Genomic DNA, 22,246 nt, shown 5'->3' on the forward strand with positions numbered 1-22,246 from the left:
ACGAGTGTCTCTGATCGCGTCTGACCACTTCCGCATCATTGTCGGTCTCGGCAAGAGCGGCATGTCCCTGGTTCGCTTCCTGGCGAACCGGGGCGTGTCGTTTGCCGTGGCCGATACGCGGGAGAACCCGCCGGAACTGGCGACCTTGCGTCGTGACTATCCGCAGGTAGACGTGCGTTGTGGTGAGCTGGACGTGGAATTCCTCTGCCGCGCCGACGAGCTGTATGTCAGCCCGGGCCTGGCTCTGGCGACTCCAGCGTTGCAGCAGGCGGCCGCGCGGGGCGTGAAAATGTCCGGCGATATCGACCTGTTCGCGCGCAACGCCAAGGCGCCGATCATTGCCATCAGCGGCTCCAATGCGAAAAGCACCGTGACCACCCTGGTGGGCGAGATGGCCGCAGCGGCCGGCAAGCGTGTGGCGGTGGGCGGCAACCTCGGCACACCGGCCCTGGATCTGCTCGACGACGCCGTCGAGCTGTACGTTATGGAGCTGTCCAGCTTCCAGCTGGAAACCACCACTCAGCTCGGTGCTGAAGTGGCCACTGTGCTTAATATCAGCGAAGACCACATGGACCGCTACAGCGGCCTGCCGGCTTATCACCTGGCCAAGCACCGGATTTTCCAGGGCGCGCGGCAAGTGGTGGTCAACCGTCAGGATGCCCTGTCGCGGCCATTGATGACCGAAGGCCAGCCCTGCTGGACCTTCGGCCTGAACAAACCGGACTTCCATGGCTTCGGTCTGCGCGAAGAGAACGGCGAGAAATACCTCGCCTTCCAGTTCGACAACCTGATGCCCGTCAGCGAGCTGAAGATGCGCGGCGCACACAATCAGGCCAATGCCCTGGCTGCTTTGGCGCTCGGTCATGCCGTGGGCCTGCCGATGGATGCGATGCTCAGCAGCCTGCGTTCCTTCACTGGCCTCGAGCATCGCTGCCAGTGGCTGCGCGAGCGTGAAGGCGTGAGCTATTACAACGATTCCAAAGCCACCAACGTTGGTGCGGCCCTGGCGGCCATCGAAGGTCTGGGGGCCGATATTCCCGGCAAGCTGGTGCTGATCGCCGGTGGCGATGGCAAGGGCGCTGATTTCAGCGGTCTGCGCACGCCGGTTACCGCCCACTGCCGCGCCGTGGTCCTGTTGGGCCGCGATGCCGAACGGCTCGCCCAGACCCTGGGTGATGCCGTACCCCTGATTCGTGTGACTAGCCTGGAAGAAGCCGTGCAACGCAGCGCCGAAGTCGCCCAGAGCGGGGACGCCGTATTGCTGTCGCCTGCCTGCGCCAGCCTGGATATGTTCAAGAACTACGAAGAGCGCGGTCGGTTGTTCGCGCAGGCAGTGGAGGGCTTGGCATGATTCTCGGAGTCATCAAGCCGTATCCGTCGCCGCTGATCAGTGGCCGTGGCATCGATGTCGACTTCCCGATGCTCGCCGGTTGCCTGGCGCTGCTCGGCCTGGGCCTGGTGATGATCACTTCTGCGTCGTCGGAAGTGGCCGCCGTGCAATCGGGCAACCCGCTGTACATGATGATCCGTCACCTGATTTATCTGGTGATCGGTCTTGTCGCCTGCGGCGTGACCATGCTGATTCCGGTAGCCACCTGGCAGCGTCTGGGCTGGCTGATGCTGATCGCTGCCTTCGGCCTGCTGTTGATGGTTCTGGTGCCCGGCATCGGCCGTGAGGTCAACGGTTCGATCCGCTGGATCGGCTTCGGTGCGTTCAACGTGCAGCCTTCGGAAATCGCCAAGGTCTTCGTGGTGATTTTCCTCGGCGGCTATTTGGTCCGCCGCCAACAGGAAGTGCGCGAAAGCTGGATGGGCTTCTTCAAGCCGTTCATCGTACTGCTGCCCATGGCTGGTCTATTGCTGATGGAGCCGGACTTCGGTGCCACCGTGGTCATGATGGGCTCGGCGGCGGCGATGCTGTTCCTCGGCGGCGTCGGCCTGTTCCGCTTCACCTTGATGGTGGTGCTGGCGGTCGGTGCGGTCTTCGTCCTGGTCCAGGCCCAGCCTTACCGGATGGCGCGTCTGACCACCTTTACTGACCCATGGGCCGATCAGTTCGGTTCCGGCTACCAGTTGACCCAGGCCCTGATCGCTTTCGGTCGCGGCGAGTGGTTCGGCGTCGGTCTCGGTAACAGTGTGCAGAAGCAGTTCTATCTGCCTGAAGCGCACACTGACTTCGTATTCTCCGTACTCGCTGAAGAGCTGGGTGTGGTTGGCTCCCTGGCCACCGTGGCGCTGTTTGTCTTCGTCAGTATCCGTGGCATGTACATCGGCATGTGGGCCGAGCGCGCCAAACAGTATTTCGCGGCTTATGTCGCCTATGGCCTGTCGTTCCTGTGGATCGGCCAGTTCCTGATCAACATCGGCGTGAACGTCGGCCTGCTGCCGACCAAGGGCCTGACCCTTCCATTCCTCAGCTACGGCGGCAGTTCCCTGGTGATCTGCTGTGCCAGCCTGGGGTTGTTGCTGCGCATCGAATGGGAATCGCGCAACAACATGGGCAGTGAAGAAACCGAATTCAGCGAAAGTGACTTCGCCGAGGAGCCACCCCATGGACGCTAACGTACTGATCATGGCGGGCGGCACCGGCGGGCATGTATTCCCGGCGCTGGCCTGTGCCCGCGAATTCCAGGCCCGTGGCTATAAAGTGCACTGGCTGGGGACCCCGCGCGGCATCGAAAACGAGCTGGTGCCCGGCGCAGGTATCCCTCTGCATCTGATCGACGCCACCGGTTTGCGCGGCAAGGGCAAGCTGTCGCTGTTGAAGGCGCCGTTCATGCTGTTCAAGGCGCTGCAACAGGCGCGCAAGGTCATGCGTGAGCTCAAGCCGCAGTGCGTCATTGGCTTCGGTGGCTATGTCACCGGCCCTGGCGGCCTGGCGGCGAAGTTGGCGAAAGTGCCTTTGGTGATCCATGAGCAGAACGCCGTGGCTGGCACAGCCAATCGTAGCCTGGCGTCGTTTGCCAGCCGAATTTGCGAGGCGTTCCCGAATACCTTCCCGGTCTCGCCGAAGCGCCGTACCACCGGCAACCCGGTGCGTACCGAGCTGTTCTACGAGACGCCCAAGCAGGAATTGGTCGGCCGCCGCGCGCGTCTGTTGGTACTGGGCGGCAGCCTGGGTGCCGAGCCGTTGAACAAGCTGCTGCCTGAAGCACTGGCGCTGGTCCCTGCGGACATGCGCCCTGAAGTGTTCCACCAGTCTGGCAAGAAACACGATGGCGTCACTGCCGAGCGTTATCGCGCCGCCGGTGTCGAGGCGCAGGTCGCGCCGTTCATCCAGGACATGGCCGAAGCGTATAGCTGGGCCGATCTGGTGGTCTGCCGGGCCGGTGCCCTGACCATCAGCGAACTGGCCGCGGCCGGTCTGCCCTCGTTGCTGATCCCGCTGCCCCATGCGATCGACGATCACCAGTCGCGCAATGCCCAATACCTGGCCCGCGAAGGTGCAGCCTTCGTCATGCCACAAGCGACAACCGGCGCGGCCGAAATGGCGGCGCGCCTGACAGAGGTTTTGATGCAACCCGAACAACTGAACACCATGGCCCGCACGGCCCGTCGTCTGGCCAAGCCGAACGCCACCAACACTGTCGTCGATACCTGCCTGGAGGTGGTCCATGGTTGAGAATCAACGGGCAATGCCACAACCGGAAATGCGCCGTATCCGTCGTATTCACTTCGTCGGTATCGGCGGTGTGGGCATGTGCGGGATCGCCGAAGTACTGCTGAACCTGGGCTATGACGTCTCCGGTTCCGACCTCAAGGCTTCGCCGGTTACCGAGCGCCTGCAATCCTTCGGCGCGCATATTTTTATCGGTCATCAGGCCGAAAACACTGTGGGTGCCGACGTGCTGGTGGTTTCCAGCGCCGTGAACACCTCCAACCCGGAAGTCGCCAGCGCCCTTGAGCGTCGCATTCCCGTGGTACCGCGTGCCGAAATGCTCGCCGAGCTGATGCGCTATCGCCACGGCATCGCCGTTGCCGGTACGCATGGCAAGACCACCACTACCAGCCTGATCGCTTCGGTGTTCGCCGCTGGCGGCCTGGACCCGACGTTCGTCATCGGTGGCCGCTTGAACGCAGCCGGGACCAACGCGCAGCTGGGCACCAGCCGCTACCTGATCGCTGAAGCCGATGAAAGCGACGCCAGTTTCCTGCACCTGCAACCGCTGGTGGCTGTGGTCACCAATATCGACGCCGACCATATGGCGACCTACGAAGGCGACTTCAACAAACTGAAGAAAACCTTCGTCGAGTTCCTGCACAACCTGCCGTTCTATGGCCTGGCCGTGGTCTGCATCGACGATCCGGTGGTGCGCGACATCATGCCGTCGGTCAAGCGTCCGATCATGACTTACGGCTTCCATGAAAACGCCGACGTGCGTGCCATCAACGTGCGTCAGGAGGGCATGCAAACGTTCTTCACCGTGCTGCGTCGCGACCGTGAGCCGCTGGACGTGTCGGTGAACATGCCGGGCAACCACAACGTATTGAACTCCCTGGCGACCATCTGTATCGCCACCGACGAAGGCATCAGCGATGAAGCCATCGTTCAGGGCCTGTCGGGCTTCCAGGGCGTCGGTCGACGCTTCCAGGTGTACGGCGAGCTGCCGGTCGAAGGCGGCCATGTAATGCTGGTCGACGACTACGGTCACCACCCGCGGGAAGTCGCCGCAGTGATCAACGCCGTACGTGGCGGTTGGCCGGATCGCCGACTGGTGATGGTCTACCAGCCGCACCGTTTCAGCCGTACCCGTGACCTCTACGACGACTTCGTGCAGGTGCTCAACGACGCCAATGTCCTGCTGTTGATGGAAGTCTATCCGGCGGGCGAAGAGCCCATCCCCGGCGCTGACAGCCGCCAACTGGCTCACAGCATCCGTCAGCGCGGGCAACTGGATCCGATCTACATCGAACGTGGCGTCGAACTGGCGCCGCTGGTCAAGCCACTGCTGCGTGCCGGCGACATCCTGCTGTGCCAGGGCGCGGGCGACATTGGTGGTCTGGCGCCGAGCCTGCTGCGCAGCCCGCTGTTCGCGGGTGCCGTGGTTGCGCCGACTGAAGGGAAGCTGAAATGAGCAACGCCGTGCAAGCCGCATTGATCTCGACCCTCGAACCGAAAAGCTTCGGCCGCGTTGCCGTGCTCTTCGGTGGCAAGAGCTCCGAGCGGCCGGTGTCGTTGAAGTCCGGCAAGGCGGTGCTTGAAGCGCTGCTGAACGCGGGCGTCGAGGCCTTTGGCATCGATGTCGGCGACGACCTGTTGCAGCGTCTGGCCAGCGAGAAGATCGACCGCGCCTTTATCGTGCTGCACGGTCGTGGCGGCGAAGACGGCACCATGCAGGGCCTGCTGGAGTGCCTGGAGATCCCTTACACCGGCAGCGGCGTACTGGCTTCGGCCCTGGCGATGGACAAGCTGCGGACCAAGCAGGTGTGGCAAAGCCTCGGCCTGCCGACCCCGCTTCACGCCGTTCTGGGCAGCGAAGACGATTGTATTTCTGCCGTTGCGGAACTGGGCCTGCCTTTGATCGTCAAACCGGCCCATGAAGGTTCCAGTATTGGTATGGCCAAAGTGACCAGCGCCGACGAATTGATCGCCGCATGGAAAGCAGCCAGTACCTACGATTCGCAAGTTTTGGTCGAACAATGGATTCAAGGTCCAGAGTTCACTGTCGCTTCGCTGCGCGACCAGATCCTGCCGCCGATCGGCCTGGGCACTCCCCACACTTTCTACGACTACGACGCCAAGTACCTGGCTTCCGATACCCAGTACCGGATGCCCTGCGGGCTGTCCGTGGAAAAGGAACAGGAACTCATGGACCTGACCGCGCGGGCCTGCGACGCCATCGGTATTGCCGGCTGGGGACGCACCGACGTGATGCAGGACACCGAGGGCAAATTCTGGCTGCTGGAAGTGAACACCGTTCCCGGCATGACCGATCACAGTCTGGTTCCCATGGCCGCACGCGGCGTCGGGCTGGATTTCCAGCAACTGGTGTTGGCGATTCTGGCCGACAGTGTTGAGGCGCGAGGTTAAGCATGCAAGGCGCGTCGGCTCGTCAACAGCAACCCGCTCCCGGCCGCAAGCCGGTGCCGCGTGGTGCCAGTCGCATGGTGGCCAAGGAGCCACTGTCGGCGCGCATGCCCAAGCCGAGTTTCGGGTTCCTCAAGGGCCTGTTCTGGCCGGTGATGCTGGTGGCGCTGGGCTTTGGTGCCTACGAGGCGGCGCAGCGCTTGCTGCCCTATGCCGACCGGCCGATCACCAAGATCAACGTGCAGGGCGATTTGAGTTACATCAGCCAGCAGGCTGTGCAGCAACGTATTGCGCCCTATGTGGCGGCAAGTTTTTTCACCATCGACCTGACCAGCATGCGTACCGAACTGGAAACCATGCCCTGGATCGCCCACGCCGAAGTGCGTCGCGTGTGGCCTGACCAGGTGGTGATCCGGCTTGAAGAGCAACTGCCGGTCGCCCGTTGGGGTGATGGCGCCTTGCTCAACAACCAGGGCCAGGCGTTCGCGCCACGGGAGTTGGCCAACTACGAGCATCTGCCGCAGTTGTTCGGCCCGCAGCGCGCGCAGCAGCAGGTGATGCAGCAGTATCAGGTGTTGAGCCAGATGTTGCGTCCACTGGGCTTCTCGATCGCGCGCCTGGAGTTGCGCGAGCGCGGCAGCTGGTTCCTGACTACCGGGGCCGGCAGTTCAGGCCCGGGTATCGAGTTGTTGCTGGGACGAGATCATCTCGTCGAGAAAATGCGCCGTTTTATCGCGATATACGAAAAAACGCTCAAGGAACAGATTACGAATATTGCCCGCATCGACCTGCGTTATTCCAACGGCCTTGCTGTCGGATGGCGTGAGCAGGCAGCGGCTACGACGGACAAACCCGCCGTCGCGAAGAATTGACAAGAGGCAGGACCATGGCAAACGTGCAAAGCGGCAAAATGATCGTCGGACTGGATATCGGTACCTCCAAGGTGGTGGCACTGGTAGGCGAGGTCGCGGCCGATGGCACGGTGGAAATCGTCGGTATCGGTACGCATCCATCCCGCGGCCTGAAGAAGGGCGTGGTGGTGAACATCGAATCCACCGTGCAATCGATCCAGCGCGCCGTAGAAGAAGCGCAGCTGATGGCCGGTTGCCGGATCCACTCGGCGTTCGTCGGCGTGGCGGGCAACCATATCCGCAGCCTGAACTCCCACGGCATCGTCGCCATTCGCGACCGTGAAGTCAGCGCAGCGGATCTGGAACGGGTACTCGATGCGGCCCAGGCCGTGGCGATCCCTGCCGACCAGCGCGTGCTGCACACGCTGCCCCAGGACTACGTAATCGATAACCAGGAAGGCGTTCGCGAGCCCCTGGGCATGTCGGGCGTGCGTCTGGAAGCCAAGGTTCACGTCGTGACCTGCGCGGTGAACGCGGCGCAGAACATCGAAAAATGTGTGCGTCGCTGCGGTCTGGAAATCGACGACATCATTCTCGAGCAACTGGCCTCGGCCTACTCGGTGCTGACCGATGACGAGAAAGAGCTGGGCGTGTGCCTGGTGGATATCGGCGGCGGCACGACTGACATTGCCATCTTCACCGAAGGCGCCATTCGTCACACGGCGGTGATCCCGATTGCCGGCGACCAGGTCACCAACGACATCGCCATGGCCCTGCGTACGCCGACCCAGTACGCCGAAGAAATCAAGATCCGTTATGCCTGCGCCCTGGCCAAGCTGGCTGGTGCCGGTGAAACCATCAAGGTGCCAAGCGTTGGCGACCGTCCACCGCGCGAACTGTCGCGCCAGGCCCTGGCCGAAGTGGTCGAGCCGCGTTACGACGAGCTGTTCACCCTGATCCAGGCCGAGCTGCGTCGCAGCGGCTACGAAGACCTGATCCCGGCCGGCATCGTGCTGACCGGTGGCACCTCGAAAATGGAAGGTGCGGTGGAGCTGGCCGAGGAAATCTTCCACATGCCGGTACGCCTCGGTGTGCCGCATAGCGTCAAGGGGCTCGCCGATGTGGTGCGCAACCCTATCTATTCCACAGGTGTCGGCCTGTTGCTGTACGGGCTGCAAAAGCAGTCCGACGGTATTTCCCTGTCCGGCATGAGTCACCACAACAGCGGCGGCGGCTACAGCGATGAAGCCAAGGCGCCGGTGCTGGAGCGACTCAAGCGTTGGGTTCAGGGCAACTTCTGATTCAGTTTCAAAGCTTCAAAAGTGGTAGCGGCAGGTAGTAGGCGAAACAACCAGAAAAATGAAAGGAGAGGGAAAATGTTCGAACTCGTAGACAACGTCCCGCAAAGCCCGGTAATCAAAGTTATCGGCGTGGGTGGTGGCGGCGGCAACGCTGTTAACCACATGGTCAAGAGCAACATCGAAGGCGTCGAATTCATCTGCGCCAACACTGATGCTCAAGCCCTGAAAAACATCGGCGCGCGGACCATTCTGCAGTTGGGTACCGGCGTTACCAAGGGTCTGGGTGCAGGTGCCAATCCGGAAGTCGGCCGTCAGGCTGCCATGGAAGACCGTGAGCGCATTGCAGAAGTCCTGCAAGGCACCAACATGGTGTTCATCACCACAGGCATGGGCGGTGGTACCGGTACCGGTGCAGCGCCGATCATCGCTGAAGTGGCCAAGGAGATGGGCATCCTCACCGTTGCGGTGGTGACGCGTCCGTTCCCGTTCGAAGGTCGCAAGCGCATGCAGATCGCCGACGAAGGCATCCGCCTGCTGTCGGAAAGCGTCGACTCGTTGATCACCATCCCCAACGAGAAGCTGCTGACCATCCTCGGTAAAGACGCAAGCCTCTTGTCGGCTTTCGCCAAGGCTGACGATGTACTGGCCGGTGCCGTTCGCGGTATCTCCGACATCATCAAACGTCCGGGCATGATCAACGTTGACTTCGCTGACGTACGTACTGTCATGAGCGAAATGGGCATGGCCATGATGGGCACTGGCGCAGCCAGCGGTCCTAACCGTGCACGTGAAGCCACAGAAGCCGCCATCCGCAACCCGTTGCTGGAAGACGTCAATCTGCAGGGCGCACGCGGCATCCTGGTCAACATCACTGCCGGTCCTGACCTGTCTCTGGGTGAGTACTCGGACGTGGGTAGCATCATCGAAGCGTTCGCTTCCGAGCACGCGATGGTCAAGGTCGGTACTGTTATCGATCCGGACATGCGTGACGAGTTGCACGTGACTGTTGTTGCCACCGGCCTTGGCGCGAAAATCGAGAAGCCGATGAAGGTCATCGACAACACCATGCAGACCACGCAAGCCGCGTCGGCTCAGCCTGCTCGTCAGGAAACCGGAACGGTGAACTATCGCGATCTGGAGCGTCCTACCGTGATGCGTAACCAGGCTCATGCAGGCGCTACCACGGCTGCGAAGATGAACCCGAACGATGACCTGGACTATCTGGACATCCCAGCTTTCCTGCGTCGTCAGGCCGATTGATGAAATGTATCAGGGGTATTCGGGTGATTGGTGTTCAGCAAAGGCCGGGTCTGCTATTATCGCCAGCCTTTGTTGATACCAGTTCGCAACTTGCGCTGAAGCGGCCCATGCCATGATTAAACAACGCACCCTGAAGAATATTATCCGTGCCACAGGTGTAGGCCTGCACTCGGGGGAAAAGGTTTACCTGACCCTCAAGCCTGCGCCTGTGAATACCGGCATCGTGTTTTGTCGTGCTGACCTCGACCCCGTGGTGCAAATCCCTGCGCGTGCGGAAAATGTCGGTGACACCACACTGTCGACCACTCTGGTCAGCGGTGATGTCAAAGTCGACACCGTAGAACACTTGCTCTCGGCCATGGCTGGCCTGGGCATCGATAACGCCTACGTCGAACTCTCTGCCTCCGAAGTCCCCATCATGGACGGCAGCGCGGGACCCTTCGTATTCCTGATTCAGTCGGCAGGCCTGGAAGAACAGGACGCGCCGAAGAAATTCATCCGGATCCTGCGGGAAGTGTCAGTGGAAGATGGTGCCAAGCGCGCTACTTTCGTGCCTTTCGAAGGTTTCAAGGTGAGTTTCGAGATCGATTTCGATCACCCGGTTTTCAAGGATCGCACCCAAAGTGCGAGCGTGGATTTTTCCAGCACTTCCTTCGTCAAGGAAGTCAGCCGCGCCCGGACCTTCGGGTTCATGAGTGATATCGAATACCTGCGCAAGCACAACCTCGCACTCGGCGGCAGTGTGGAAAACGCCATCGTTGTAGACAAGGATGGTGTACTCAACGAAGACGGCCTGCGTTACGAGGACGAATTCGTCAAACACAAGATTCTCGATGCCATCGGCGATCTCTACCTGCTGGGCAATAGCCTGATTGGTGAGTTCCGTGGCTTCAAATCGGGGCATGCACTGAACAATCGTCTGCTGCGCACGTTGATCGAGCAGAAAGACGCCTGGGAAGTCGTGACCTTCGAAGATGCCAGTACGGCACCTATTTCTTACATGCGTCCTGTCGCGGCCGTGTAAGACTGCAACACCCTCTTTCCTTTTGCTTTTCAAAGGCTGCCTTCGGACGGCCTTTTTTTATAGGCTTTCGGCACGGCTTCTTGGGCCCTGTGTCTGTGCTAGCGTTAAAAGAGAAGTGTCCTACGCAAGTGGACGTGATTTCGCGCATTCTTCAGGTCTGCTTTCGTTCAGAGTTGCTCGTTTGGCGTATCAGGCAGCTTGGTCTGCCTTTGATACTTCTCATGAGTTTGCTCCAGATGGAGACCGCGCTATGAAATCGTTCCCCCTGAAAGGCAGCAGCCTGCTTTCGACATTATCTTTATCCTTGGGCCTGAATCTGTTGTCAGGCGTGCTGCCGATGAACTCCGTTGCGGCTGAGGCCGCATCCAACAACGCATCCTGCGAAACCTGCAACTTTCAAGATGGCTACGCCGTCGTGAATGAGGATCGCGTCCGCTTGCATTATGTCGTGGGCGGTAAAGGGCCTGCATTGCTGCTGATTCCAGGCTGGCCGCAAACGGCTTATACCTGGCATAAAATCATGCCGGAGCTGGCCCGGCACTTCACTGTCATTGCCGTTGACCCGCGTGGTCTGGGAGATTCGAATCGACCTCTGTCCGGATATGACACGGACAACGTCGCTCGGGATCTGCACGAGTTGATGCAATCACTGGGACATTCGGCTTACAGCGTGGTTGGCCATGATGTGGGTATGTGGATCGGTTATTCCATGGCTGCCAACTACCCTGACGAAATTTCCCGCATTGTGTTGTCCGAGGCCGGTATTCCGGGCCTTGATCCACTGCGTTCCTGGCATTTCGCTTTTAACCAGTTAGTGGATTTGCCGGAGGCGCTGATCGAAGGCAAGGAGCGGATTTATCTGGAGTGGCTGTTTAACAGCTTCGCTTACCGGCCGACTGATCTGGCGACCGAAGAATATATTCGTGCCTATTCAAAACCTGGAGCAATGCGCGCAGGTTTTGCCTACTACCGGGCCATCCCACAAACTATCGAGCAGAATAAAAAGCATGGGCTTACCCCATTGAAGATGCCCGTACTGACGGTGGGCGGCGAATTTGCACGCGCTGGTGGCTTGAAGGATATGTTGGCGCCGGTCGCCGCCAATGTGACAGCCCGCGTAATCCCGGGGGCAGGACACTATCCTCAGGAGGAAGCACCGCAAGAGATGTTAAAGGCGTTGCTGCCGTTTCTTACAGCAAAGTAAGCACCAGGCACTGGCATGAGCCGTTAGGGATCAGCGTCGAGCGGGAGCAGGCCGGTCCCGCGTCAGGAAGGCCGCGCTAGGTCCGCGCCTTGGCGTGACTGGCCAACCGCTCCAGCGCCGCGCGCAATTTCGGGTCTGTGATGCCCTCGGCGGTGGCCTGGATACTCTCGGCAGCGACGCTGGAAAGATCGATGGTATGACCTGCGGCACCCTGAGGCACCGTCGGCGGTTGTACCTTGAACAGGATGCGATCCAGATTGATGAACTCGTCGAAAGCCTGAAGCTGGCGCAACAGACGCTTCTGTTGATAGCGCAGACGAGTGGCCCAGTGGCCGTCGGTTACAATCAACAACAAGGAGCCTTCGCGCCAGGACGCCACATGGCAATGCTCGCGGGCAGCCGGTTGCAGCTGGCTTTCCACCAGGCTTTGCAACTGGCCGAGGCGCTGGGCGTGACGAAAAATGGCTTTCAGCGGCTTGGCTTCACGCAGCAGCACGGCGGGCAGACGAGCGGAATGAGGACGAAAAGCCATGACACGGCACCTTGGAAAAGTGGGAGCCCATGTTAGCAGAAAGCCCGGGACCTGCTGATTTCGCGGCTTTCCTGTATTTTTACCGGTAAATCAATAACGTGCTTTCATCCTTTGATGGGTTGAAGTCCGAAGAAATGGCCCTATTGTAGATCTGCCCCGTTACAGCGCTGTGCCAGCATCGTGGAATAACGCCACTTTCCTCACCATCGTTTCCGGGTAGAATGCTCGTTCGCATGCGGCCATGATGGCTGCACGGGCGACTCACGGGGCCGCCCTCCATTCCTATGTGTGGAAGATCCTGTCGATATGTTTGCGCCTTTGTTAAAAAAACTTTTTGGAAGCAAGAACGAGCGTGAAGTCAAACGCATGCTCAAGACGGTACAGATCGTCAATGCCTTCGAAGAGCAAATGGTGGCCCTTTCGGACGAGCAACTGCGCGCCAAGACCGAAGAGTTCAAGGCCCGTATAGCCAAAGGCGAGACCCTCGATAACCTCCTTCCTGAAGCCTTCGCTGTCGCGCGGGAAGCGGGCAAGCGTGTCATGGGCATGCGCCACTTCGACGTTCAGTTGATCGGCGGTATTACCCTGCACGAAGGCATGATCGCGGAAATGCGCACTGGTGAAGGCAAGACCCTGGTGGGTACGCTGGCGGTCTACCTCAATGCACTGTCCGGCAAGGGCGTGCATGTGGTCACGGTCAACGACTACCTGGCTCGTCGCGACGCCAACTGGATGCGCCCGCTGTACGAATTCCTCGGCCTGAGCGTCGGCATCGTCTCGCCGTTCCAGCCGCCGGAAGAGAAGCGTGCCGCCTACGCATCCGACATCACCTACGGCACCAACAACGAATTCGGTTTCGATTACCTGCGCGATAACATGGCTTTCGCCCTGGATGAAAAATTCCAGCGCGAGCTGAATTTCGCTGTGATCGACGAAGTGGACTCAATCCTTATCGACGAAGCCCGTACGCCTTTGATCATCTCCGGCCAGGCCGAAGACAGTTCCAAGCTGTACACCGAGATCAACCGCCTGATCCCGAAACTCGAGCAGCACATCGAGGAAGTGGAAGGTCAGGTCACCAAGGCCGGTCACTACTCCATCGACGAGAAATCGCGTCAGGTCGAGCTGAACGAGTCCGGTCACCAGTTCATCGAAGAGATGCTCACCGAAGTCGGCCTGCTGGCCGTCGGTGAAAGCCTGTACTCGGCGCACAATCTGGGCCTGCTGACCCACGTCTACGCCGGTCTGCGCGCGCACAAGCTGTTCCATCGCAACGTTGAATACATCGTTCAGGACGGTCAGGTTCTGCTGGTCGACGAGCACACCGGTCGTACCATGCCGGGCCGTCGCCTGTCCGAAGGCCTGCATCAGGCCATCGAAGCCAAGGAACACCTGAACATCCAGGCCGAAAGCCAGACGCTGGCCTCGACCACGTTCCAGAACTACTTCCGCCTGTACAACAAGCTGTCCGGCATGACCGGTACCGCCGATACAGAAGCGTTCGAGTTCCACCAGATCTACAGCCTGGCCGTGATGGTCATCCCGCCGAACAAGCCATTGGCGCGCAAGGACTTCAACGACCTGGTCTACCTGACTGCGGACGAGAAGTACGCAGCCATCGTTACCGACATCAAGGCCTGTCTGGCCGAGAACCGTCCGGTACTGGTCGGTACGGCGACCATCGAGACCTCCGAGCGCATGTCCGCCCTGCTTAACCAGGAAGGTATCGAGCACAAGGTTCTCAACGCCAAGTTCCACGAAAAAGAAGCCGAGATTATTGCCCAGGCTGGTCGTCCGGGTGCCCTGACCATCGCCACCAACATGGCTGGTCGCGGTACTGACATCCTGTTGGGCGGTAACTGGGAAGTCGAAGTCGCCAACATGGAAGACCCGACCCCGGAGCAGATCGCTCAGGTCAAGGCCGACTGGCAGAAGCGTCATCAGCAGGTCATCGAAGCCGGCGGCTTGCATGTGATCGCGTCCGAGCGTCATGAATCGCGCCGTATCGACAACCAGCTGCGTGGTCGTGCCGGTCGTCAGGGTGACACCGGTTCCAGCCGCTTCTACCTGTCCCTGGAAGACAGCCTGATGCGCATCTTCGCCTCTGACCGGGTGAAGAACTTCATGAAGGCCCTGGGCATGCAGTCCGGCGAGGCGATCGAGCACCGCATGGTGACCAACGCTATCGAAAAGGCTCAGCGCAAGGTTGAAGGCCGCAACTTCGACATTCGTAAGCAACTGCTCGAGTTCGACGACGTTTCCAACGAACAGCGCAAAGTGATCTACCACATGCGTAACAGCCTGCTGGCTGCGACGAACATTGGTGACACCATTGCCGAGTTCCGCGAAGAAGTCCTCAACAGCCTGATCAGCCAGCATATCCCTGAGCAATCGCTGCCGGAGCAGTGGGATATCGCCGGTCTGGAAGCGGCCATCAGCAGCGACTTCGGCGTGAAACTGCCGGTCCAGCAATGGCTCGACGAAGACGATCACCTGCACGAAGACACCCTGCGCACCAAACTGCTCGAAGAGCTGCTGCTGTCCTACAACGAGAAGGAAGAGCAGGCCAGTGCCGAGGCGCTGCGTACTTTCGAGAAGCAGATCCTGCTGCGTGTACTGGACGACCTGTGGAAAGATCACCTGTCGACCATGGATCACCTGCGTCACGGTATTCACCTGCGTGGTTATGCCCAGAAGAACCCGAAACAGGAATACAAGCGCGAGTCGTTTACCCTGTTCCAGGAACTGCTGGACTCGATCAAGCGCGACACCATCCGCGTCCTGTCCCACGTTCAGGTTCGTCGCGAAGACCCGGCCGAAGAAGAGGCCCGTCTGCGCCAGGAAGCTGAAGAGCTGGCCCAGCGCATGCAGTTCGAGCATCCGTCTGCGCCAGGCCTGGACCAACCACAGGCCCTGGCTGCTGAAGAGGGTGATGATGTCGCAGTGGCCACCGAGCCGGTTCGCAATGATCAGAAGTTGGGTCGTAACGAGCTGTGCTGGTGTGGTTCGGGCAAGAAGTTCAAGCACTGTCATGGTCAGATCAGCTAAGTTTCTGATCGGATAAAGCTATACCCGCGCCGCGACCGGCCCTGCCGTCGCGGCGTTTTTTCATCGATTGCCGTCACTGGACGGCGCCAGCTGATTCTCAAGGAGCGCACTTCATGGCTGTTGGTCTTGGTCCTTTGCCGACACTGCACCCGGTCCCCGGTTTTGAACTTGGCATTTCCTCGGCGGGCATCAAGCGCCCAGGCCGCAAGGACGTCGTGGTCATGCGCTGTGCCGAAGGCTCCAGCGTCGCCGGTGTCTTCACTCTCAATGCGTTCTGCGCAGCGCCGGTGATCCTGGCCAAGCAACGTGTGCAAGGGCCTGTGCGCTATCTGCTGACCAATACTGGTAACGCCAACGCTGGCACCGGTGAGCCGGGCCTGATCGCCGCGACCCGTACCTGCGCCAAGCTGGCCGAGCTGACCGGCGTCGATGCCACTGCCGTACTCCCGTATTCCACCGGAGTGATTGGCGAGCCGCTGCCTGTGGAAAAGATCGAAGGCGCCCTGCAAGCGGCCCTCGACGACCTCTCTGTAGATAACTGGGCGGCCGCAGCCACCGGCATCATGACCACCGATACCCTGCCCAAGGGCGCCAGCCGCCAGTTCCAGCATGACGGCGTGACCGTCACTGTGACCGGCATCAGCAAGGGCGCGGGCATGATCCGGCCGAACATGGCGACCATGCTCGGCTACATCGCCACCGATGCCAAAGTCAGCCAGAGCGTGTTGCAGGATCTGATCCGCGACGGTGCCAACAAGTCGTTCAACCGCATCACCATCGACGGCGACACCTCGACCAACGACTGCTGCATGCTGATCGCCACCGGTCAGGCCAAGCTGCCAGAAGTCACCGAAGCCAAGGGCCCGGTCTTCGAAGCGTTGAAAAAGGCTGTCTTCGAAGTGTGCATGGAAGTGGCCCAGGCCATCGTCCGTGACGGCGAAGGCGCGACTAAGTTCGTTACCGTGCAAGTCAACGGCGGCGCCAACCACCAGGAATGCCTGGATGTCGGCTACACCGTCGCCCACTCGCCGCTGATCAAGACCGCGCTGTTCGCTTCCGACCCGAACTGGGGCCGCATCCTCGCCGCTGTCGGCCGTGCCGGTGTGTCGGACCTGGACGTGAGCAAGATCGACGTGTTCCTCGGCACCGTCTGCATCGCCCGTCAGGGCTGCCGTGCCACTACCTACACGGAAGAGCAAGGCTCGGCTGTGATGGCCGAAGCAGAAATCACCATCCGCATCGAACTGGGCCGTGGTGATTGCAGCGAAACCATCTGGACCACTGATCTGTCCCACGAATACGTGAAGATCAACGCGGAATACCGCACGTAACTATATGCGCGTAACTGGCCTGTAGGAGTTGCCGAAGGCTGCGAAGCGATTGAACAGGTTCGCAGCCTGCGGCAGCTCCTACAGGGTTTGCGGCTTGAAAAGGGAGCTTTAAATATGAGCCTGCACCTGTTCATCGGCGACAAACGTTACTCCTCCTGGTCCCTGCGCCCGTGGTTGGTGCTGGAAATGCTCGGCACGACCTACACCGAGCAGATCATCCGTCTGAAGCAGATAGATACTCTGCAACGGATTCTCGAACACTCGCCGTCGGGCAAGATTCCTGCGCTCAAGTGCGAGCACGGACTTATCGCCGACTCTCTGGCGATCTGCGAATACCTGGCCGAGCGCTTCCCGGACGCCGAATTGTGGCCCAAGGATGTCGCCGCCCGTGCCCAGGCGCGTTCGGCAGCGGCACAGATGCACAGCGGCTTCCCGAGCCTGCGCTCGAATATGCCCATGGATTTGCAGCATGACGCCGAGCCTGAGTTCATCTCGGTCAATACCCAGACCGATATCGAACGGGTATTTACCCTGTGGGCCGAGTGCCGTGAGGCGTGCGCTGAAAGTGGTCCGTTCCTGTTCGGCAAGCCCGGCATTGTCGACGCGTTCTTTGCTCCGGTAGCCGTGCGCCTGCGCAGCTACCATGTGTCGTTGCCCCCTGAGGCGGCGGCTTATGTTGAAACGATCTACCAGTGGCCGGCCTTCAAGCGCTGGCAACAGGCTGCTCTAGAGGAAGGTTAATTGTGAAGCGAGTTCATGTAGCGGCGGCGGTCATTCGCGGCACTGACGGCAGGATTCTCATCGCCCGCCGTGCCGATACCCAGCATCAGGGCGGTCTCTGGGAGTTTCCCGGTGGCAAGGTCGAGGCAGGCGAAAGCGTGCAGGCGGCCCTGGCTCGTGAACTCAAGGAAGAGTTGGGCATTGCCGTGCGCAGTGCCCGACCGCTGATCAAAATCCAGCACGACTACCCGGACAAGCAGGTGTTGCTGGATGTCTGGGAAGTCTCGTCCTTCACGGGCGAGCCCCACGGCGCCGAAGGCCAGCCGCTGGCCTGGGTCAGCAACCGCGAATTGGTCAATTATGATTTCCCGGCGGCCAATCAGCCGATCGTCGCTGCCGCGCGCCTGCCTGCCGATTACTTGATTACCCCGGACGATCTGGACAACGGCGAGCTGCTGCGCGGTATTCAGAAGGCCGTTGCCAGTGGCATCAAGCTGATCCAGCTGCGTGCGCCGAACCGCTATGACCCGCAATACCGCGATCTGGCGGTGGATGCGGTCGGCCTGTGTGCCGGCAAGGCGCAACTGATGCTCAAAGGCCCGCTGGAGTGGCTGGGCGACTTCCCGGCCGCTGGCTGGCACCTGACCGCCGAGCAACTGCGCAAGTACGCCAGCAAAGGCCGTCCTTTCCCTGAAGAGCGCTGGCTGGCGGCGTCCTGCCATAACGCCGAAGAACTGACCCTGGCCGAGCAGATGGGCGTGGATTTCGTCACCCTGTCGCCGGTCCAGCCGACCCAGACCCACCCCGAGGCCGTGCCTCTGGGTTGGGAGCTGGTAAGCGAACTGATCGGGGGCTTCAGCAAACCGGTGTTTCTGCTCGGTGGGGTTGGCCCGGATGAACGAAGCCGGGCGTGGGACATTGGAGCGCAGGGTGTGGCGGGTATCAGGGCCTTCTGGCCCGGGGAGTAACCCGATATTCGGCGGTGAACTGCGGTAATGAATTGTGGAGGCGATTACAGTGGGAGATCCCGCCCCGTCTACGACGCCGCGCTGTCGCGCAGCAAACATTAACCGGGGCAGGGAGCAAATCTTGTGGGAGCGAATTCATTCGCGAAGAGGCCGGTGAACTCGACGCATCTTCATCGCCCGGAACACCACCTTCGCGAATGAATTCGCTCCCACAATTTTGATCCCACTGCAGAGTTTGTTCCTGCAGTGCGTCGTATTTCCTGTCTACGGCTTCTTCGCCGCTTCCCACAATATCTCGGCAATCCCCTGGCGCCGCGCGATCAGCCGCGCGGCAACGAACAGCAGGTCAGACAGGCGATTGATATAAGCCAATCCCACTTCACCCAAGGGTTCGACGGCATTGAGTTGCTGGCAACGCCGTTCGGCGCCCCGTGCCAGGCTGCGGCAGACGTGAGCCTGGGCGATCAGGCTTGAGCCGCCGGGCAGGATGAAGTTTTCCAGCGGGCCGAGTTCTTCGTTCCACAGATCGATGGCCGCTTCCAGACGTTCGACTTCTGCCTGATTCAGCGCCTGATAGGTCGGCATCGCCAGTTCGCCGCCGAGATCGAACAAGCGGTGCTGGCATGGCGCCAGAACCGTGATTAGCTCGCGCAACCCCGTTACGGCTTCAGCCTGTTCCGCCAGCCCGGCCAACAACAGCCCCAACTGGCTGTTCAGTGTATCGACTTCGCCAATGGCCTCGACCCGCGGATGGTCCTTGGCCACCCGGCGGCCGTCGCCGAGGCCGGTTTCGCCTTTGTCTCCGGTGCGTGTGTAAATCTTCGACAAGCGAAAACCCATGTAGCCGACTCCTGTTCAAACCTGGGAAATAATGGCCAGGGGCACATTGAAGGTGCTGCCGGACAGAGGCAGGCGCAACGTGAAGCAAGTGCCCTGGCCCTGGGTCGACTGCACTTCCATCTGGCCCTTGTGGTTGTTGGTGATGATGAAATACGACACTGACAGGCCCAAACCGGTGCCCTGGCCGACTTCTTTGGTGGTGAAGAACGGCTCGAAGATGCGCTTGCGCACCTGTTCGGGCATGCCGACGCCATTGTCCTCGACCTGAATCTCGGCCCACGGTGGATTGAGCCGGGTACGCATGATGATGCGCCCCGGCTCGCTGTCGTCGTCGCGCTGATGAATCGCCTGGGCGGCGTTTTTCAGCAGGTTGAGCAGCACCTGTTCCAGTTCGTTGGCAGTGCCGGGCACCGGGCCCAGTTCCGGGTCGAACTGGCGAACGATCGCTTGGCCCTTGAAGTCGAAGCCGATGGCCAGGTCAAAGTCGTTACTGGCGATTTCCACGGCCTGATCGATCAGCGCCGGCAGATCGCAGGGCGCCATTTCCCGCTTGCTGCGGCGGCTGAAGCTGAGCATATGGCTGACTATCTTCGCCGCCCGGCCACCGGCCTGCTGGATGCCGTCGAGGAGCTTGGGCACTTCGCGGCTTTCCAGGTACAGATTGACGGCGTCCAGAGTAATGCCGGTCTGTTCGGCCTGTTCCAGGTTCTTCGGCAGATCCGGGGACAGTCGGCGGCGGATGTTCTGCACGTTATGCAGGATCGCCCCCAACGGATTGTTGATCTCGTGGGCCATGCCCGCCGCCAGCCCGCCCACCGACAGCATTTTCTCGGACTGCACCATCATCTCCTCCAGAGACAAGCGCTGAGTGATGTCGTCGATGCGGATCACCACGCCGCGCCCGGCACCACCGGTCAGTGGGTAGAAGGTCAGGGCGTAATGGCGTGGGTCGTCGTTGCGAATCCAGGTGACCCGCTCGATCTTGGTCACGCTGTGGCTTTCGACCGTGTGCTTGATCTGCGGCAGAAAGGCTTTCATCGGCTCGAAGGCGAGGAAAATCGGCTGATTCAGCGCTTCATCCAGGGGCGTGCCGGAAAGGGCGCCAGCTTCCTGGTTCCATTGGGTGACATAGAGCTGTTCGTCCAGCGCGATCAGGGCCGATGGCATGGAGTCGATGATGCTGTTGAGGTAGTTCTGAAAGCCGGTGAGCTTCTTCTCGATCTTGCTGCGAACCTTGACTTCCAGTTCCAGCTTGCGGTTGGTGTGGCGGGTTTCCTCGGCCAGGGCCTGGGCCTGGGAGTAGGCGTCCTGGGATTCGTCGCGGGCGCGCTTGAGTTGCTGCTCTCGGGCTTCGATGCGCGACAGCATGGTGTTGAACGCGGCGGCCAGGCTGCCGATCTCGTCGTGATTGCCGCGCTCGGCGCGCAATGCGTAGTTCTCTTCCCGGGTGACCTGGCGTGACAACTCTTCCAGTTGATAAATGGGCTCGGTGATCAGGCGGCGAATCTGCCGGGCCACGACCAGCCACAACAGCACGCTGAAAATCAGGATGCCAAGGCTGGCGGTGAGGGTGCCGGTATAGAAAGCCGTCGGCAATTCGCTGCTGGCAACCAGCAACAGATGCCCCGGCGCCTTGCCGGGGCGCGGCACCTGGACCAGTTGGGTGCTGCGAAACTCGGTCATGCGCCAGGCTTCGATGTTGTGATAGTGCTCGGGTAGCTTGATCTTGTTGCCTTCCTGCAACTGCGCCAGGCGCTCACCGTTATTGTCGTAGAGGGCGGCGGCGCGCAGGGGGCTGTAGTTGTTCAGCTCCTTGAGCAGGCTCTGGGCGTCTTCGGCCGAATCAAGGGCCTGGCTGGCGAGGCCCGGATTGCTGATCAGGCGGCCGATGGTTTGCAACGCCTGTGGCGCCATGGCTTCCTGAGAGATGTAGTAGGCGGCACTGATAAAGGTCAGGTTGGCCACCAACAGAACGGTGGTCAGCAAGACCAGCAGGGCGGCGAGAAGCTTCTGGCCGACCGGCAGGTTTTCAAGACGCTGGCGCAATGGCATGAGGTGACGTCACCCACAAGAGAACAAGCAGGCAGGGTAGCGCTGTTCTAGTCGGTACGCACGCCACGTTGGCCCAGTCGCTCGATCAGGCGCGCCTGCAACTGGTTCAGCCGGGGCAGGGGGTGACCCAGGCGCTGACCCTCGGCGCAGGCATGGCCCAGCAGATAACGAATCTCGGTGCGCCGCCCGTGGGCCACGTCCTGATACATCGACGAATAGTTGGCGGCGGTGGCCAGGATAACCCGCTGCACCTCGTCGTGCAGGCCCTGGGCCGCTTCAGATTGGCCACAGGCCTGTAACAGGCCGCCGAGTTCGTCGCACAGCCCGCTGACCTCTTCGGCATAGTCCAGCAGGCCGCCGTTCTTGCAATCATGCAACACTGTCAGCGGATTGATCGCGCAGTTCAGCGCCAGTTTGCGCCACAGACGGGCGAGGATATTGCCGCTCCATTCGTGGGCAATGCCGCTGTCACTGAGTTCGCTCAACCACCGGGGTGGGGGTTGCTCAGTTTGATCGCCCAGCCAGTTATGCCCGCGCCCGGCGAACACCACCTGCCAGTCCTGCGGGCGGAAGGCGCCTTCGGTGCTTGAGGCAAAGATGCAACGGGCATGGGGCAGGGCGGCGGCAACGGCGTCCTGGCTGCCGAGCCCGTTCTGCAACAGGATCACCTCGGCGTCTGCGGTCAGGCGGTTGGCAATGCTTTGCACGGCAGGCAACGCATCGTAGGCCTTGCAGGCGACCAACAGGCGTTGGATCGGCTCGTCGCTGGCAAGGGTTTGCGCGCTGATGGCAATGGGCTGCTCGCGACCGTCTTCAATCAGCTTCAGGCAGCCGCCCTGGGCCTGATAGTCCGCCAGACGTGCGTCGTTACGCAGGATCAGCCGCACCGGCAAGCCGCTGCGTGCCAGGCGTGCGGCCCATAAACTGCCGAGGCTGCCAGCGCCGAGGATATGCCAGATAACCGGCATTAGAGGCTTGTTGCGCTGTAAGTGAAGGATAAATAGCGAATCGGCATTGCAGGCTCACCGTGAAGCTTTGAAAAGTCTCGTTATACTAACGCCTCTTTTAAATCGTCACATAAGGTGTC

18 protein-coding genes are annotated in these 22,246 nt (G+C 60.7%); 14 read left to right on the forward strand and 4 right to left on the reverse strand.

The features are described from left to right. The first annotated feature begins 4 nt into the window (after nt 1–4). The 10 genes from murD (at nt 5) to M2401_RS00645 (ending at nt 11,668) form a co-directional block, all read left to right on the forward strand. Complete coding sequence (gene murD / locus M2401_RS00600) at nt 5–1,351, forward strand: UDP-N-acetylmuramoyl-L-alanine--D-glutamate ligase (RefSeq protein WP_259098372.1); 1,347 nt, start codon at nt 5–7, stop codon at nt 1,349–1,351. Beyond that, complete coding sequence (gene ftsW / locus M2401_RS00605; protein ID WP_259099827.1) at nt 1,351–2,562, forward strand: putative lipid II flippase FtsW; 1,212 nt, start codon at nt 1,351–1,353, stop codon at nt 2,560–2,562. The genes murD and ftsW overlap by 1 nt, the downstream gene beginning before the upstream one ends. Further along, a complete protein-coding gene (gene murG / locus M2401_RS00610) occupies nt 2,552–3,622 on the forward strand; it encodes an undecaprenyldiphospho-muramoylpentapeptide beta-N-acetylglucosaminyltransferase (RefSeq protein ID WP_259098374.1) in 1,071 nt (356 codons plus the stop codon). Before ftsW ends, murG begins: the two co-directional genes overlap by 11 nt. Continuing rightward, a complete protein-coding gene (gene murC, locus M2401_RS00615) occupies nt 3,615–5,075 on the forward strand; it encodes a UDP-N-acetylmuramate--L-alanine ligase (protein ID WP_259098376.1) in 1,461 nt (486 codons plus the stop codon). Before murG ends, murC begins: the two co-directional genes overlap by 8 nt. Then, on the forward strand, nt 5,072–6,031 hold the full coding sequence (locus tag M2401_RS00620) for a D-alanine--D-alanine ligase (protein ID WP_259098378.1): 960 nt from the start codon (nt 5,072–5,074) through the stop codon (nt 6,029–6,031). The genes murC and M2401_RS00620 overlap by 4 nt, the downstream gene beginning before the upstream one ends. 2 nt (nt 6,032–6,033) lie before the next feature. After that, nucleotides 6,034–6,900, forward strand: a complete 867-nt coding sequence (locus M2401_RS00625; protein WP_259098380.1) for a cell division protein FtsQ/DivIB — start codon at nt 6,034–6,036, stop codon at nt 6,898–6,900. Nucleotides 6,901–6,914: 14 nt separating this feature from the next. Further along, nucleotides 6,915–8,180, forward strand: a complete 1,266-nt coding sequence (ftsA, locus tag M2401_RS00630) for a cell division protein FtsA (protein WP_259098382.1) — start codon at nt 6,915–6,917, stop codon at nt 8,178–8,180. A gap of 75 nt (nt 8,181–8,255) precedes the next feature. Next, nucleotides 8,256–9,440, forward strand: a complete 1,185-nt coding sequence (gene ftsZ, locus M2401_RS00635) for a cell division protein FtsZ (protein WP_259098383.1) — start codon at nt 8,256–8,258, stop codon at nt 9,438–9,440. 112 nt (nt 9,441–9,552) lie between these two features. Further along, nucleotides 9,553–10,464 carry a UDP-3-O-acyl-N-acetylglucosamine deacetylase gene (gene lpxC / locus M2401_RS00640; protein WP_259098385.1) on the forward strand — a complete coding sequence of 304 codons (912 nt, stop codon included), beginning with the start codon at nt 9,553–9,555 and terminating at the stop codon, nt 10,462–10,464. Nucleotides 10,465–10,714: 250 nt separating this feature from the next. Beyond that, on the forward strand, nt 10,715–11,668 hold the full coding sequence (locus tag M2401_RS00645; protein WP_259098387.1) for an alpha/beta fold hydrolase: 954 nt from the start codon (nt 10,715–10,717) through the stop codon (nt 11,666–11,668). A gap of 76 nt (nt 11,669–11,744) precedes the next feature. Here the strand turns inward: M2401_RS00645 and M2401_RS00650 are convergent, their stop codons facing one another. Then, complete coding sequence (locus tag M2401_RS00650; RefSeq protein ID WP_259098389.1) at nt 11,745–12,200, reverse strand: DUF721 domain-containing protein; 456 nt, start codon at nt 12,198–12,200, stop codon at nt 11,745–11,747. Nucleotides 12,201–12,506: 306 nt separating this feature from the next. On the opposite strand from M2401_RS00650, the gene secA reads away from it, so the two are divergent. The 4 genes from secA (at nt 12,507) to M2401_RS00670 (ending at nt 18,267) form a co-directional block, all read left to right on the forward strand. Then, nucleotides 12,507–15,248, forward strand: coding sequence for a preprotein translocase subunit SecA (gene secA, locus M2401_RS00655; RefSeq protein WP_259098392.1), 2,742 nt, complete (start codon nt 12,507–12,509; stop codon nt 15,246–15,248). A gap of 113 nt (nt 15,249–15,361) precedes the next feature. Then, nucleotides 15,362–16,579, forward strand: a complete 1,218-nt coding sequence (gene argJ, locus M2401_RS00660; protein WP_259098393.1) for a bifunctional glutamate N-acetyltransferase/amino-acid acetyltransferase ArgJ — start codon at nt 15,362–15,364, stop codon at nt 16,577–16,579. Nucleotides 16,580–16,693: 114 nt separating this feature from the next. Continuing rightward, nucleotides 16,694–17,320, forward strand: a complete 627-nt coding sequence (locus tag M2401_RS00665; RefSeq protein WP_259098394.1) for a glutathione S-transferase family protein — start codon at nt 16,694–16,696, stop codon at nt 17,318–17,320. Nucleotides 17,321–17,322: 2 nt separating this feature from the next. Further along, nucleotides 17,323–18,267 (forward strand): Nudix family hydrolase, encoded by a 945-nt coding sequence (locus M2401_RS00670; protein ID WP_259098395.1) that lies wholly within the window; start codon nt 17,323–17,325, stop codon nt 18,265–18,267. Nucleotides 18,268–18,531: 264 nt separating this feature from the next. Here the strand turns inward: M2401_RS00670 and M2401_RS00675 are convergent, their stop codons facing one another. From M2401_RS00675 to M2401_RS00685, 3 genes are read right to left on the reverse strand one after another with little or no spacing between them, the layout of a single operon-like run. After that, a complete protein-coding gene (locus M2401_RS00675) occupies nt 18,532–19,107 on the reverse strand; it encodes a cob(I)yrinic acid a,c-diamide adenosyltransferase (RefSeq protein WP_259098396.1) in 576 nt (191 codons plus the stop codon). A gap of 15 nt (nt 19,108–19,122) precedes the next feature. Beyond that, nucleotides 19,123–21,159, reverse strand: a complete 2,037-nt coding sequence (locus tag M2401_RS00680; protein WP_259098397.1) for an ATP-binding protein — start codon at nt 21,157–21,159, stop codon at nt 19,123–19,125. A gap of 47 nt (nt 21,160–21,206) precedes the next feature. After that, nucleotides 21,207–22,127 carry a putative 2-dehydropantoate 2-reductase gene (locus M2401_RS00685; RefSeq protein ID WP_259098399.1) on the reverse strand — a complete coding sequence of 307 codons (921 nt, stop codon included), beginning with the start codon at nt 22,125–22,127 and terminating at the stop codon, nt 21,207–21,209. Nucleotides 22,128–22,246 lie beyond the last annotated feature (119 nt).

The organism is Pseudomonas sp. JUb42, from assembly GCF_024807945.1.
Taxonomy (GTDB): domain Bacteria; phylum Pseudomonadota; class Gammaproteobacteria; order Pseudomonadales; family Pseudomonadaceae; genus Aquipseudomonas.